At 72.5% G+C, this 13,265-nt stretch carries 14 protein-coding genes; 10 read left to right on the top strand and 4 right to left on the bottom strand.

Annotation, left to right across the window (positions count from 1 at the left end):
- Nucleotides 1-149: 149 nt before the first annotated feature.
- The 3 genes from ACFYM0_RS12270 to ACFYM0_RS12260 all read left to right on the top strand — a co-directional run bounded on the left by ACFYM0_RS12270 (nt 150) and on the right by ACFYM0_RS12260 (nt 3,889).
- Nucleotides 150-1,562 carry a family 2B encapsulin nanocompartment shell protein gene (locus tag ACFYM0_RS12270; protein WP_388499818.1) on the top strand — a complete coding sequence of 471 codons (1,413 nt, stop codon included), beginning with the start codon at nt 150-152 and terminating at the stop codon, nt 1,560-1,562.
- 101 nt (nt 1,563-1,663) lie between these two features.
- Entirely contained in the window at nt 1,664-2,977 is a 1,314-nt protein-coding gene (locus tag ACFYM0_RS12265; RefSeq protein ID WP_388499816.1) for a family 2 encapsulin nanocompartment cargo protein terpene cyclase, read from the top strand.
- 15 nt (nt 2,978-2,992) lie between these two features.
- Nucleotides 2,993-3,889, top strand: coding sequence for a geranyl diphosphate 2-C-methyltransferase (locus tag ACFYM0_RS12260; protein WP_388499814.1), 897 nt, complete (start codon nt 2,993-2,995; stop codon nt 3,887-3,889).
- A 96-nt stretch (nt 3,890-3,985) separates the two neighbouring features.
- Here the strand turns inward: ACFYM0_RS12260 and ACFYM0_RS12255 are convergent, their stop codons facing one another.
- Both ACFYM0_RS12255 and ACFYM0_RS12250 read right to left on the bottom strand, forming a co-directional pair.
- Nucleotides 3,986-4,138 (bottom strand): hypothetical protein, encoded by a 153-nt coding sequence (locus tag ACFYM0_RS12255; RefSeq protein WP_388499812.1) that lies wholly within the window; start codon nt 4,136-4,138, stop codon nt 3,986-3,988.
- 23 nt (nt 4,139-4,161) lie between these two features.
- Nucleotides 4,162-4,494, bottom strand: coding sequence for a rhodanese-like domain-containing protein (locus ACFYM0_RS12250; protein ID WP_388499810.1), 333 nt, complete (start codon nt 4,492-4,494; stop codon nt 4,162-4,164).
- A gap of 94 nt (nt 4,495-4,588) precedes the next feature.
- Between ACFYM0_RS12250 and ACFYM0_RS12245 the strand changes: the two genes are divergently transcribed.
- The gene (locus ACFYM0_RS12245) at nt 4,589-5,044 is read left to right on the top strand and encodes a MarR family winged helix-turn-helix transcriptional regulator (RefSeq protein WP_388499807.1); all 456 of its coding nucleotides are present in this window, start codon (nt 4,589-4,591) and stop codon (nt 5,042-5,044) included.
- Nucleotides 5,045-5,147: 103 nt separating this feature from the next.
- Here ACFYM0_RS12245 and ACFYM0_RS12240 read toward each other — a convergent pair whose 3' ends face one another.
- Nucleotides 5,148-5,558, bottom strand: a complete 411-nt coding sequence (locus tag ACFYM0_RS12240; RefSeq protein WP_327256635.1) for a Fur family transcriptional regulator — start codon at nt 5,556-5,558, stop codon at nt 5,148-5,150.
- A 333-nt stretch (nt 5,559-5,891) separates the two neighbouring features.
- Between ACFYM0_RS12240 and katG the strand changes: the two genes are divergently transcribed.
- From katG to ACFYM0_RS12225, 3 genes are all read left to right on the top strand, one after another.
- Nucleotides 5,892-8,123, top strand: coding sequence for a catalase/peroxidase HPI (gene katG / locus ACFYM0_RS12235; RefSeq protein ID WP_388499805.1), 2,232 nt, complete (start codon nt 5,892-5,894; stop codon nt 8,121-8,123).
- 193 nt (nt 8,124-8,316) lie between these two features.
- Nucleotides 8,317-8,667, top strand: a complete 351-nt coding sequence (locus ACFYM0_RS12230; RefSeq protein WP_388499802.1) for a hypothetical protein — start codon at nt 8,317-8,319, stop codon at nt 8,665-8,667.
- 103 nt (nt 8,668-8,770) lie between these two features.
- The gene (locus ACFYM0_RS12225) at nt 8,771-10,729 is read left to right on the top strand and encodes a potassium channel family protein (RefSeq protein WP_388500216.1); all 1,959 of its coding nucleotides are present in this window, start codon (nt 8,771-8,773) and stop codon (nt 10,727-10,729) included.
- On the opposite strand, the gene ACFYM0_RS12220 is transcribed toward ACFYM0_RS12225, so the two are convergent.
- A complete protein-coding gene (locus ACFYM0_RS12220) occupies nt 10,717-11,154 on the bottom strand; it encodes a hypothetical protein (protein ID WP_388499799.1) in 438 nt (145 codons plus the stop codon). The genes ACFYM0_RS12225 and ACFYM0_RS12220 overlap by 13 nt on opposite strands.
- Nucleotides 11,155-11,407: 253 nt before the next feature.
- On the opposite strand from ACFYM0_RS12220, the gene ACFYM0_RS12215 reads away from it, so the two are divergent.
- From ACFYM0_RS12215 to ACFYM0_RS12205, 3 genes are all read left to right on the top strand, one after another.
- On the top strand, nt 11,408-11,902 hold the full coding sequence (locus ACFYM0_RS12215; RefSeq protein WP_388499797.1) for a hypothetical protein: 495 nt from the start codon (nt 11,408-11,410) through the stop codon (nt 11,900-11,902).
- 92 nt (nt 11,903-11,994) lie between these two features.
- Nucleotides 11,995-13,032, top strand: coding sequence for a sulfite exporter TauE/SafE family protein (locus tag ACFYM0_RS12210; RefSeq protein ID WP_388499795.1), 1,038 nt, complete (start codon nt 11,995-11,997; stop codon nt 13,030-13,032).
- On the top strand, nt 13,029-13,244 hold the full coding sequence (locus tag ACFYM0_RS12205; RefSeq protein WP_388499793.1) for a cation transporter: 216 nt from the start codon (nt 13,029-13,031) through the stop codon (nt 13,242-13,244). Before ACFYM0_RS12210 ends, ACFYM0_RS12205 begins: the two co-directional genes overlap by 4 nt.
- The last annotated feature ends 21 nt before the right edge of the window (nt 13,245-13,265 follow it).

Genomic DNA, 13,265 nt, shown 5'->3' with positions numbered 1-13,265 from the left:
CCTCGGGCTGGACAGGATCACCGGAACGAAGCAACGGCAACGATTTTTCACAGTGGGGCGGGGATCTCCGCCGTTACGGTTCCCCGGGATCTGGACGGACGCCCAGACGTTCGCCTTCCTTTCCCCGCTGATGAAGGAGAGCTCGACCGATGACTGTTGACACCAGCCCGGAAGCACAGCTGGATCCGCCCAAGCAGTCCAGCCTGGGCACGTCGGCCGCCCGCAACCTTGCCACCACGACCAAGTCCGCCCCGCAGATGCAGGAGATCACCTCCCGCTGGCTGCTGAGGATGCTCCCCTGGGTGGAGACCAAGGGCGGCGCCTACCGGGTGAACCGCCGGCTGAGCTACACCGTCGGTGACGGGAGCATCGAGTTCGTCCAGGACGGTGCCCGCGTCCAGGTCATCCCGCGCGAGCTCGGCGAACTGGCCCTGCTGCGCGGCTTCGACGACGAGGAAGTGCTGGTGGCGATCGCGGGCCGCTGCGTCCAGCGCGATTTCCGTGCAGGTGAGGTGCTGGTCGAGCGGGGGGCTCCCGCCGAGCAGATCCACCTGATCGCCCACGGCCGGATCAGCCAGACCTCCGCGGGCAAGTACGGCGACGAGATCTCCGTCGCGGTACTCGCCGACGGCGACCGCTTCGGCGAGAACGCCCTGCTGGACTCGGACGCCCGGTGGGACTACACCGCGACCGCCGATACCCCCGGCACCCTGCTCACGCTCTCCCGCGCCGACTTCGCCGGCATCCTGGCCGGGGCCCCGCACCTCCAGGAGCACATCGAGCGGTTCAGTTCGCTGCCCCTGCAACGGCAGAACAAGCACGGCGAGGCCGAGATCGCGATGTCGGCCGGCCACACCGGCGAGGCCGAACTGCCCGGCACCTTCGTCGACTACGAATCCAAGCCGCGCGAGTACGAACTCTCCATTGCCCAGACCGTCCTGCGGGTCCACACCAGGGTCGCCGATCTCTACAACGGGCCGATGAACCAGACCGAGGAGCAACTCAGGCTGACCATCGAGGCGTTGCGTGAGCGCCAGGAGCACGAGCTGGTGAACAACCGGGAGTTCGGGCTGCTCCACAACGCCGCCTTCAAGCAGCGGATCCAGACCCACTCCGGCCCACCCACCCCGGACGACATGGACGAGCTGCTCTGCCGCCGCCGCGGCACCAAGCTCTTCCTCGCCCACCCCCGCACGATCGCGGCGATCGGCCGCGAGATGAACGCCCGCGGGCTCTACCCGGACCACGTGGACGTGGGCGGACAGCAGGTCCCGGCCTGGCGCGGGGTCCCGATCCTGCCCTGCAACAAGATCCCCATCACCAAGGAGAACACCAGTTCGATCCTCGCCATGCGCACCGGCGAGGACAACCAGGGCGTCATCGGGCTGCGCCAGACCGGCCTGCCGGAGGAGTACGAGCCGGGCCTGTCGGTCCGCTTCATGGGCATCGACGAGAAGTCGATCATCTCCTACCTGGTCACCACCTACTACTCCGCCGCGATCCTGGTGCCCGACGCGCTCGGTGTCCTGGAGAACGTGCAGATCGCCCGCCGGAGCGATTGACCGGCCCGGCGGCCCCGTCCGACGACAGCCCGGACCCTCCCGGGCCGGCCGGGCATGCCCGGGATCCGGGATGGCCCACCCACCTCACCAAGGAGTCACGGATGCCCGAGCCCGGGCCTTCCCCTCTGCAGTCGGGCCTGCCCGGCGCCGCGGCCCGGTTCGGGGCCCACGTCCTCGGCAGCGCCCAGGTCCACGCGTCCGGTGGCCTGCCGGGCCTGCCGGCGGGGCCCGGTCTGCCCTTCCCGTCGCCATCGGCTGCCCCACCCGCCCCGCAGACCACAGCCGCCCCGCCCGCCCCGAGCCCCGCCCTGCGACGGCTCCTGAGCGGACCCAGCGGCCTGGGCACGGTGGGCCTGCACCCGGCCCGCCGGGAAGCGCACCCCGTGCCCGCGGCGGCTCAGGAGCCCGGGGCTCCCGAGTCCGGGGCTCCGGCGGCCGGAAACCCGGTCCCGGGGCTCTACCACCACCCCGTGCCCGAGCCCGACCCGGTGCGGGTGGAGGAGGTCAGCCGGCGGATCAAGGCATGGGCGGTGGACGAGGTCGACCTGTTCCCCGAAGACTGGGAGAAGCAGTTCGACGGATTCCAGGTCGGGCGCTACATGGTGGCCTGCCACCCGGACGCCCCCACCGTCGAGCACCTGATGGTCGCCACCCGGCTGATGGTCGCCGAGAACGCGGTGGACGACTGCTACTGCGAGGACCACGGCGGCTCGCCCATCGGCCTCGGCGGACGCCTCCTGATGGCGCACACCGCCATCGACCCCCTCCACACGACGAAGGAGTACGAGCCGGCGTGGGCGGCGTCGCTCCAGTCGGACGCGCCCCGGCGCGCCTACAGCTCCGCCATGGAGTACTTCCTCGCGCAGGCCAGCCCCTCGCAGGCGGACCGCTACCGGCACGACATGGCCCGGCTGCACCTGGGGTACCTCGCCGAGGCGGCCTGGAGCCAGACGGAGTACGTCCCCGAGGTGTGGGAGTACCTGGCCATGCGGCAGTTCAACAACTTCCGCCCCTGCCCGACCATCACCGACACGGTCGGGGGGTACGAGCTCCCGGCCGATCTGCACGCCCAGGCCGCCATGCAGCGGGTCATCGCACTCGCCGGGAACGCCACCACCATCGTCAACGACCTGTACTCGTACACCAAGGAACTCGCCGCCTCCGGGCGGCACATGAACCTTCCCGTGGTCATCGCCGACCGGGAGGGGATCTCCGACCAAGAGGGTTACCTGAAGGCGGTCGAGGTCCACAACGACCTCATGCACGCCTTCGAGGCGGAGGCCGCCGCACTGGCCGCGGCCTGCCCCGTCCCGAGCGTGCTGCGCTTCCTGCGGGGAGTCGCCGTCTGGGTCGACGGCAACCACTACTGGCACCAGACCAATACCTATCGCTACAGCCTGCCCGACTTCTGGTAAGGACGGACTTCATTCGTGACCAGCATTGACCTGACCACCGGCACCCACGGCACCACCCCCGCCTCCGTGATCATTCCCGGTCCGGCCACCCCCTACCAGGGGGACATCGCCCGCTACTGGAACAACGAGGCCAGGCCCGTGAACCTGCGCCTCGGCGACGTGGACGGCCTCTACCACCACCACTACGGCATCGGCGACGTCGACCACGCCGCCCTGGGCGACACCGGCGACAGCGCGTACGAGAAGAGGCTGGTCGCCGAGCTCCACCGACTGGAGTCGGCGCAGGCCGAACTGCTCCTGGACCACCTCGGCCCCATCGGCCGCGAGGACACCCTCGTGGATGCCGGCTGCGGCCGCGGCGGCTCGATGGTGATGGCCCACCAGCGCTTCGGCTGCACGGTCGAGGGCGTCACCCTGTCCGCCAAGCAGGCCGACTTCGCCAACCAGCGCGCACGCGAACTCGGCATCGACGACCATGTCAGGGCCCGCGTCTGCAACATGCTCGGCACGCCCTTCGAGACCGGACAGGCCGCGGCGTCCTGGAACAACGAGTCCAGCATGTACGTCGACCTGGAGGACCTCTTCGCCGAGCACTCCCGGGTCCTGCAGGTCGGCGGCCGGTACGTGACCATCACCGGCTGCTGGAACCCGCGGTACGGCCAGCCCTCGAAGTGGGTCTCCCAGATCAACGCGCACTTCGAGTGCAACATCCACTCCCGCCGGGAGTACCTGCGGGCCATGGCCGACAACCGCCTCGTGCCGCAGGCCGTCATCGACCTGACCCCGGCGACCCTGCCCTACTGGGAGCTGCGGGCCACGTCCTCGCTGGTCACCGGTATCGAGGAGGCGTTCATCGAGTCCTACAAGGACGGCTCCTTCCAGTACCTGCTGATCGCGGCCGACCGCGTCTGACGACCGCTCCGGTGCCGGGCCGCCAGCAGGCGGGCCCGGCACCACAGGTTGGGCCCCAGGCCGGCAACCGGGCGGCGTGCGCGAGGAGTTCCGCCGCTACGGCGGCAGGCGCCAGCCCGTGTCCAGGGGCAGGGCGGTGACCGGCCGGGCCCGGCCGGTCCTCTGCCGCGGCCGCGGGCCGGCCTCCGGTTCGGGCGCGCCGAGCCGGACTTCCGGTTCGAGCCGCGTGCCGTGTGAGAGCTGAGCCACGGTGACGTCTTCCCGGGCGCCGCTCAGACGCCGGACTCGGTCGGGAGGCCGCCGGCGACCCAGTCCTCCTTGCCGTCCTCGTACGTGAAGACCCTCGAGTAGCCGAGCTCCGCGAGCCGCCGGGCCGCGATCCCCGAGTTGGAGCAGGTCGTACCGGTGCAGTAGACGATGACCTCGGCGTCCTTGTCGGGCAGCAGGGCGGGGGCCAGCCCGTCGACGTCGTCGACGGGGAGGAGCAGCGCCCCAGGCAGGTGCGCCTCCTTGTAGTACTGCTCCGGCAGGGCCTCGACGACCGCGGCCCGGCCGCCGTCGAGCTTCTGCTTGACCTCGTCGCGGGAGAGGTTCCGAACCGCCATGTAGCCAGCCTCCGAAAATCAGGGATCAATAAGTGCGTACGCACGCACCTTAACAAGTGCGTGCGGGCGCACGCAATGGGGGTAGGATCGCGGCGTGAACGGACACGACGATCGACTCGAGGCGTGGCGGGCGCTGCTCCTCGCGCACAACACCGCGGTGCGCGCCATCGAGAGCGACGTGCAGCGCGACGGCCGGATCCCCTTGACGTGGTACGACGTACTGCTCGAACTCAAGGCGGCGGGCGAGCACGGGCTACGGATGCAGGAAGTGGCCAACCGGGTGGTCCTCAGCCGCACCCGGGTCAGCCGCCTGATCGACGAGATGGTGCGCGCCGGGCTCGTGGCCAAGCTGCCCGACCCCCACGACAAACGTGCCTCGTGGGCCGTCATCACACCGGAGGGGGCCGAGGCCCATCGGGCGACGGCCCCGGTCTACATGCGCAGCATCCGGAAGCACTTCTCCGCGCACCTCACCGACGAGGAGGCCGCGGTGATCGCCGGGGCGCTGTTCAAGGTGGCGCAGCCCGCCACAGACGTCCGGCCGGGCTGACGTCCGGCCGGACCGGCGTCCACTTCGCGTACCGTGCGCGCGCACCCGTGCGGGCGTATTCGCGGGCCGGGGGCGCCGCTCCGCGCGGCGGCCCCGGCCCGGCTCATGCGCAGGAGGAACAGAGTCCCCGGTAGGTGACCTCGACCCCGGACACCGTGAAGCCGAACCGCTGCTCGGCCGGGAGGCCGGCCAGCGGGTCGCCGGTGGGGTGGACGTCGCGGATCGTTCCGCAGCCGGAACACACCAGGTGCTGGTGCGGGTGGTGCGCGTTGGGGTCGTACCGTTTGGCGCGGCCGTCGGTGGTGACCTCCAGGACCTCGCCGAGGGAGACCAGCTCGCCCAGGGCGTTGTAGACGGTGGCCCGGGAGATCTCCGGCAACCGCTCCACCGCGCGGGCGTGCACCTCGTCGGCGGTGAGGTGTACGTGGTCGCCGTCGAGCACCTCCGCGACCACGCGCCGCTGGGAGGTCATCCGCCAGCCGCGCTCGCGCAGCCGCTCCAGCAGGTCACTCATACCGGCTCACCACTTTCAGGTTCGGCGGGGGCAGGTTCGGCGGGGTAACCGGGAATCTACCCGCGGACGTCCGGGATCCGACAGGATGTGGGCTTGGTGTCGTTCTTGACTTGGATTGCGTCCATCGTAGGATCGGTTGTGTTGATAGCCAAGGGACAGGAACGGTCCGGCGCAGCGCGAGACCGGACCGGAGACCGTCCGTGACGGTGACCGCCCCGGCGTCAGGACGACCGTGAAACCGGGGCCCGCTGCCAGGTCCCGTGCCCCAAAAATGTTCCATCGCATGCAGTTCCTGATCACCGTGACCGCCTGGTCCGGTCCGGAAGGATTCCCATGTCTGAGAACCACGATGCAATTGTCACGGATGCGAAGGCCGAGGGCGGCGGTGGCTGCCCCGTCGCACACGAGCGGGCCCCGCACCCGACCCAGGGCGGCGGAAACCGCCAGTGGTGGCCGGATCGGCTCAACCTGAAGATCCTCGCCAAGAACCCCGCCGTGGCCAACCCCCTCGGCGAGGACTTCGACTACGCCGCGGCGTTCAACACGCTCGACCTTCCGGCGGTCAAGCGGGACATCGCGGAGGTGCTGACCACCTCGCAGGACTGGTGGCCCGCCGACTTCGGCCACTACGGCCCCTTCATGATCCGCATGGCGTGGCACAGTGCCGGCACCTACCGCATCAGTGACGGCCGCGGCGGCGCCGGAGCCGGCCAGCAGCGCTTCGCCCCCCTCAACAGCTGGCCGGACAACGGCAACCTCGACAAGGCCCGCCGCCTGCTGTGGCCGGTCAAGAAGAAGTACGGCCAGAGCCTCTCCTGGGCCGACCTCATGATCCTCACGGGCAACGTGGCCCTGGAGTCGATGGGCTTCGAGACCTTCGGCTTCGGCGGCGGCCGCGCCGACGTCTGGGAGCCGGACGAGGACGTCTACTGGGGTCCCGAGACCACCTGGCTCGACGACGAGCGCTACACCGGCGACCGCGAGCTGGAGAATCCCCTCGGCGCCGTCCAGATGGGCCTCATCTACGTCAACCCGGAGGGCCCGAACGGCACCCCGGACCCGCTCGCCGCGGCGCGCGACATCCGCGAGACGTTCCGCCGCATGGCGATGAACGACGAGGAGACCGTCGCCCTGATCGCGGGCGGCCACACCTTCGGCAAGACCCACGGCGCGGGCCCGGCGGAGAGCGTCGGCGACGACCCCGAGGCCGCCCCGATCGAGGCGCAGGGCCTGGGCTGGGCCAACTCCTACGGCAGCGGCAAGGGCGGCGACGCCATCACCAGCGGTCTCGAGGGGATCTGGACGAACACCCCGATCGCCTGGGACAACACCTTCTTCGACATCCTCTTCGGCTACGAGTGGGAGCTGTTCAAGAGCCCCGCCGGCGCCCACCAGTGGCGGCCGAAGGCCGGCGCCGGGGCGGGCACCGTTCCCGACGCGCACGACCCGTCGAAGACCCACGCCCCGACGATGCTCACGACCGACCTGTCGCTGCGCATCGACCCGGCCTACGAGCAGATCTCGCGGCGCTTCCACGAGAACCCGGCCGAGTTCGCGGACGCCTTCGCGCGGGCCTGGTACAAGCTGACCCACCGCGACATGGGTCCGGTCGTGCGCTACCTCGGACCCGAGGTCCCCTCCGAGGTTCTGCTGTGGCAGGACCCGCTCCCCGCGGTGACCCACTCCCTCGTCGACGACGCGGACGTGGCCGCCCTCAAGGCCAAGGTCCTGGCCTCGGAACTGACGGTGTCCCAGCTCGTCTCCACCGCCTGGGCCGCGGCCTCGTCCTTCCGCGGCAGCGACAAGCGCGGCGGCGCCAACGGCGCCCGCATCCGCCTCCAGCCGCAGAGCGGGTGGGAGGTGAACAACCCCGACGAGCTGGCAACCGTCCTGCGCACCCTGGAGGGGATCCGGGAGTCCTTCAACTCGGCGCAGACCGGGGGCAAGGAGGTCTCGCTGGCCGACCTGATCGTCCTCGCGGGCGGCGCGGGCGTCGAGCAGGCCGCCAAGGACGCCGGCGTCGAGATCCGGGTGCCGTTCGCGCCCGGACGCGTGGACGCCTCGCAGGAGCAGACCGACGTGGAGTCGTTCGCCGCGCTGGAGCCGGTGGCCGACGGGTTCCGCAACTACCTCGGCAAGGGCAACCGCCTGCCGGCCGAGTACCTGCTGCTCGACAAGGCGAACCTGCTGAACCTCAGCGCCCCCGAGGCGACCGTCCTCGTGGGCGGCCTGCGGGTGCTCGGGGCGAACCACCAGCAGTCGCCGCTCGGTGTCCTCACGAACACCCCCGGGTCCCTCACCAACGACTTCTTCGTCAACCTGCTCGACCTGGGGACGACCTGGAAGCCGACCTCCGCGGACGCGAACACCTTCGAGGCCCGTGACGACGCCACGGGCAAGGTCAAGTGGACCGGCAGCCGGGTCGACCTGGTCTTCGGGTCGAACTCCGAGCTGCGCGCGCTCGCGGAGGTCTACGCGAGCGACGACGCGAAGGAGAAGTTCGTCAAGGACTTCGTCGCCGCCTGGGACAAGGTGATGAACCTGGACCGGTTCGACCTCGTCTGATCCCGGCGTCCGGGCCGGCCCGCCACGAACGGCGGCCGGCCCGGCCCCCGGCGGGGCCCGCGGGGGTCCGGGCCTCCGGTGCGTCGCCACGGGGCCGCGTTCACCCGGACGGCGGAGCAGCGGGGGCCGCGCGCGCCGTGCCGGGGCAGTCTGTGCGTAGGACCGCCATCACCGCACAGACGAGGACCGCGCCATGTCCCACAGCAGGCGTATCAGCATCATCGCGGGAACGGCAGCGCTGCTGCTGACGGCCACCGCCTGCTCGGGCCTGGGCCGGAGCACCGTCGGGATGCTCGAATTCCGGGGCCACGACTCGCCGCTCGAGGTGAGCTACATCAACACCTCGGTCAAGGGCTGCCAGAAGATCGGCCTGCCCAAGGGGGCGACCCACGTGGAGAACAACACCCTCGTGGACGTCGTCCTGTACCAGACGGAAGACTGCCGCAAGCTCGACCGCCGCGACGGTACCTATGTGGCCACGACCCTGTCGAACGTCACGGCCCCCCAGGCCCTGCCCTGGCGCAGCTTCAGCGTCATCCACTGACGCACGGGCAGCCGCCGCCGGACCGGACCGGCCGGCACGGCATGCTGGGGCGGTGTCCTCTCCTTCCGCGCATCCTCACCAACAGACCGAATCCGCAGACCTGATGGTCGTCTGCGGGGACGACGGGCTCGCCCACCGGCTGGCGGCGGAGCTCCGCGACGTGTACGAGGAGCGGGTGACGCTGGTCGTGCCCGCCGTCCGCGAGGTACGGCCCGGAGCGGGTCCCGGACAGAGCCGGACCCGGGCCCGGGTCGGGGCCGGGCGCGCGCTGCTGGGTCGGTTCCCGGCCGCGCGGATCCGTACGGCCGCCGGGGACCGGGCCCCCGTGGGGGAGGCTCCCGTACCGGAACTGCGGGTGCTGGAGGCTCCCGCCCCCGACGAGGAGGCGCTGGCCGCCGCCGGAGTGGCCGGGGCGGCCGCGCTGGCGCTCGTCTACGAGGACGACGAGACGAACGTACGGGCCGCCCTGGTGGCCCGCCGGCTGAACCCCAGGCTGCGACTCGTCATCCGGCTCTACAACCGCAAACTCGGCCAGCACCTCGAGGAGTTGCTGGACCAGGCGGCGCTCGTCGCGGAACCCGGCATCGACCGGCGGGGGCTCGACACCGCCACGACCGTGCTCTCCGACGCCGATACGGCCGCCCCCGCCCTCGTCGCCTCGGCGGTCGCCGGCACCAGCAAGGTGATCCAGGCCGACGGGCTGCTCCTGCGCGCGGTGGAACGCACGCCTCCGGGCCCCGGCGAGGTCGCCGACCCGGGCCTGTGCACGCTCGCCCTGCTCTCCGCCACCGCCGTGGACCCGGCCGGCGCCGACGGATCGGAGCTCGGCGGCGACCGGGGCCCGCAACTCCTCCCGGACGCCCGGTCCGTGGCGGCCGCGACCGGCCGCGGGATCGTCGCACTGGAGGCGGTCGCCCACGCCACGGCCGCACAGGAGGGGCGGCGGCTGAACCAGGTGTCCCTGCCGGTGGGTTCGCTGTTCTCCCGCAGGCTCCGCTGGTCGCTGGCCGGGATCACGGCCGCCGTCGGCGCCCTGGCCGTAGCCTCCTCCCTGGTCACGGGGGACACCCCGCTGCACGCCGTCTACCTGACCCTGCTCGACGTCTTCGCGATCAACGACCCCGCGCTCGACCAGCCCACCGAGCGGCAACTCCTGCAGATCCTGGCCGGCTTCGTCGGGCTGCTCCTGCTGCCCGTCCTGGTCGCGGCGGCGCTCGAGGCACTGGGCGCCTTCCGTACCGCCACGGCCCTGCGCAGGCCGCCGCGCGGACTCTCCGGCCACGTCGTGCTGCTCGGCCTCGGCAAGGTCGGCGCCCGGGTGCTCGCGCGGCTGCGGGAGCTGGGGATCCCCGTGGTGTGCGTGGAGTCCGAACCCGGGGCCCGCGGGATCGCCCTCGCGCGCCGCCTGCACGTGCCCGTCGTGATCGGAGACGTCACCGACGAAGGGGTCCTGGAAGCCGCCCGGATCCACCGTGCCGCCGCCCTGCTGGCGGTGACCAGCTCGGACACCACCAATCTGGAGGCCGCGCTCTACGCCCGCTCGGTGAGACCCGACGTACGGGTGGTGATGCGGCTGTACGACAACGAGTTCGCCACCGCCGTCTACCGCACCCTGCGCGAGGCCCACCCGGCGGCCCTCACCCGGAGCCGCAGCGTCTCCCACCTGGCCGCGCCCGCGTTCGCCGGGGCGATGATGGGCCGCCAGGTGCTCGGCGCGATCCCGGTGGAGCGCAGGGTGCTGGTGTTCGCGGTGCTGGAGGTGGCCGGCCATCCCCAGCTCGAGGGCCGCACCGTCGCGGAATCGTTCCGGGCCGGTGCGTGGCGGGTCGTCGCCCTGGACACCGCCGCCCCGGCGAACCGCCGCCCCGGCCTCGCCACGGAACCGGGCTACGACACGGCCAGGCGGCCCGCCCTGGTGTGGGACCTGCGCCCCGGCTACGTCCTGCGGCCGGAGGACCGCGTGGTCATGGCCGCCACCCGGCGCGGGCTGGCGGAACTGCTCGGCCGCGGGCAGGCCCGTACGGCCGGAGCCGGGAGCACCGGGGCGGGTCAGTCCGGCTGACGGGTCTGATCCGGCTGCTCGGTCCGATCCGCCTGATCCGCCTGATCCGCCTGATCCGGCTGATCCGTCGCCGCCCGCGGTCCGGACGGGACCGGGTCGGTGCGCAGGAGGACGTGGTGCGTGCCGTGCCCGGCGGCGTCGACGTGCACGACGTGGCTGCCGACGCGCACGGTCTGGGTGCCCGCGGCGAACCAGCAGCCGGCGGGGCCCTGGGCGTACGGCAGCGGGGACCACACCTCCAGGAAGGTGCTGCCGTCGAGGTTGCTGCCCGTTTCGATCAGGCGGATGCCGTCGGGGCGCAGGACTCCGACGTCGTGGCCGGGGGCGCCGACGTGGTGGTGGAAGGTGATCTGCCGGCCGTCGTACGAGGTGGTTCCGGCGAACCCGCGGCTGTCCGCGTACAGGGTGTCGGTCTGGAGCCACACGACGTGCTCCGTTTCCCGGAGCGGGCCGCCGTTCCGGCTGATTCCGGTGCGAAGCCAGGCGCCGTGGCGGGGCGCGTCCACGGCGGGGGCCTCAGGCCCGGTCGCCGTGGACACCGGTGGACTTCACCGGTGCGGTGGTGGAGATCTCCATGGCGACACAGTAACGGCGGAGCGGGAGGCGCGGAGGGTCTCGGGCAGGACTGCTCGGCCCCGGTTCGGGGGGCGGACCGGGGGCTGTCGTAGCATCACGGACATGCAGCCCATCCACGCCCGTCACCGCGCCTCGGCCCTCGCCGCGGGCGTCGTGGCGGTGCTGCTGCTCGTCTGCGGCGGGCTGTTCACGCACCCCGCGTCCGCGGGGGGTGCGGCGGGCACGCGGATGGCCGGGCCGCCGCCGAACGGGGCGCCCGCGACGGCCGGGTCGGCCGGGGCAGGGATGCCCGGCATGGCCGCGACGGCGGGGATGGGCGAGGCGCCGGTGGCCGCCGGGATGCCCGCGATGGCCACGGCCCCGGAGAGCGGCGCGGGCGCGGGCACCGACGGAGACTGCTCGGCCTCCGGGCAGGACTGCCCGCTGGCGTCGGCGTACGCGCCCACCGCGCAGGCCGGTCCGGCCGGAGATCTCGCCGGCTGCGCCATATGGGGGGCGCGGCCCGTGTCCGACGGCCACCCGCGGCCCCTGCCGCCCCCCGAACGCTCCCGCCCGGGAGCACCGGACCTCGACTCCCTCTGCGTCAGCCGGACCTGACCGGTCCCGCACCCGTACCCGCCCGCTCGCCGGACGGCCGGGGTGCTTCGCCGTGTCCTGATCCACCGCGACGTACAGGGAGTCCGTTCCCCATGGCTTCATCCACCGCGTTGTTCGTCACCGGTGTCTCCACCGGTCTGTTCGCCGGCGGTGCGTCCTGCGCCGCCGTCCAGGGAGGCCTGCTCGCCGGGGCCGTCGGCCGCCGGTCCACCGAGGGGTCCGCGCAGAGGTGGCAGCGCAGCGGCCTCTTCGCCCCCGTCGGGGCCTTCCTGGGCGCCAAGCTCCTCTCCCACACTCTCCTCGGCGCCGCCCTCGGCCTGATCGGAGCCGCGGTCCAGCCCGGTCCGCGCACCCGGGCCGTGCTGATGCTGTGCGCGGGCGTGCTGATGGTCCTGTTCGCCCTCGACATGTTCGCAGTGCGCTGGGTACGCCGCTTCGTGCCGCGCACGCCCGCCTCCTGGGGCCGCAAGGTCCGCCGGTCGGCCCGCTCCACGGCCGTCACCACCCCGGCCGTCCTCGGCTTCCTGACCGTGCTGATCCCCTGCGGGGTGACCCTGAGCGTCGAGCTCCTCGCCGTCACCTCGGCGGGTCCCCTCGCGGGAGCGGCCGTCATGGCCGGCTTCGTCCTCGGGACCGGACCGCTCTTCGCCGCCCTCGGCTTCTTCCTGCGCTCCGCCGCCCGGCTGTGGCAGGGGCGGCTGACCGTGGCGACCGCCGCCGTGGTGCTGCTCGTCGCGGTGTGGACCCTCGGCAGCGGGCTGCGGCTCGGCGGCTGGTGGCCCACCGGAGCCCCGGCGGCTGTCGCCGCCCCCGAGGCGGCCCGGACGGTGGTGCTCAACCGGGACGGCACGCAGACCGTGACCATCCGGGCCCGTACGAACGCGTACGCACCGGCCGCCGTCACCGCGAAGGCCGGCGTTCCCACCACCCTGGTCGTCGCCACGCAGGGGACGGGCGGCTGCGTCCGCGCCTTCGTCATCCCCGACCTCGGCGTCCAGGAGATCCTCCCCACGACCGGGACCACCGGAATCGACCTGGGTACCAGGAAGCCCGGGACGCTCGAGTACAGCTGCGGGATGGGCATGTACGGCGGCCGGATCACCTTCGAGAGCCGGGAGGGCACCTCGTGAAGGAGCGCATGGAGTTCACCGTGACCGGCATGCACTGCACCGGTTGCGGGCTGCTGATCGACGACGGGGTGGAGGAGTTGGCGGGGGTCGTCGCCAGCGCGACGAGCGTCCGCGCCGGCCGCACCGTCGTCGACACCGACCGGCCCGTCGAGCCGGCCGCCGTCATCGCGGCGATCGCCGCCACCGGCTACGCGGCGCACCACGCACCGTGATCCGTGCTCTACGATCTCGGT

It is taken from the genome of Streptomyces sp. NPDC006487 (assembly GCF_042870555.1).
Lineage (GTDB): Bacteria > Actinomycetota > Actinomycetes > Streptomycetales > Streptomycetaceae > Streptomyces.
The sequence above is the reverse complement of the archived record's forward strand: the minus strand, read 5'-3'. Positions and strand labels throughout refer to the sequence as shown.

Excerpts from the sequence above, each read along its gene's own strand:
- ACFYM0_RS12265 (WP_388499816.1), top strand. The coding sequence starts at position 1,664 with ATGCCCGAGCCCGGGCCTTCCCCTCTGCAGTCGGGCCTGCCCGGCGCC.
- ACFYM0_RS12230 (WP_388499802.1), top strand. The coding sequence starts at position 8,317 with ATGTCCCACAGCAGGCGTATCAGCATCATCGCGGGAACGGCAGCGCTG.
- ACFYM0_RS12270 (WP_388499818.1), top strand. The coding sequence starts at position 150 with ATGACTGTTGACACCAGCCCGGAAGCACAGCTGGATCCGCCCAAGCAG.
- ACFYM0_RS12210 (WP_388499795.1), top strand. The coding sequence starts at position 11,995 with ATGGCTTCATCCACCGCGTTGTTCGTCACCGGTGTCTCCACCGGTCTG.
- katG (WP_388499805.1), top strand. The coding sequence starts at position 5,892 with ATGTCTGAGAACCACGATGCAATTGTCACGGATGCGAAGGCCGAGGGC.
- ACFYM0_RS12240 (WP_327256635.1), bottom strand. The coding sequence starts at position 5,558 with ATGAGTGACCTGCTGGAGCGGCTGCGCGAGCGCGGCTGGCGGATGACC.
- ACFYM0_RS12250 (WP_388499810.1), bottom strand. The coding sequence starts at position 4,494 with ATGGCGGTTCGGAACCTCTCCCGCGACGAGGTCAAGCAGAAGCTCGAC.
- ACFYM0_RS12225 (WP_388500216.1), top strand. The coding sequence starts at position 8,771 with ATGGTCGTCTGCGGGGACGACGGGCTCGCCCACCGGCTGGCGGCGGAG.
- ACFYM0_RS12215 (WP_388499797.1), top strand. The coding sequence starts at position 11,408 with ATGCAGCCCATCCACGCCCGTCACCGCGCCTCGGCCCTCGCCGCGGGC.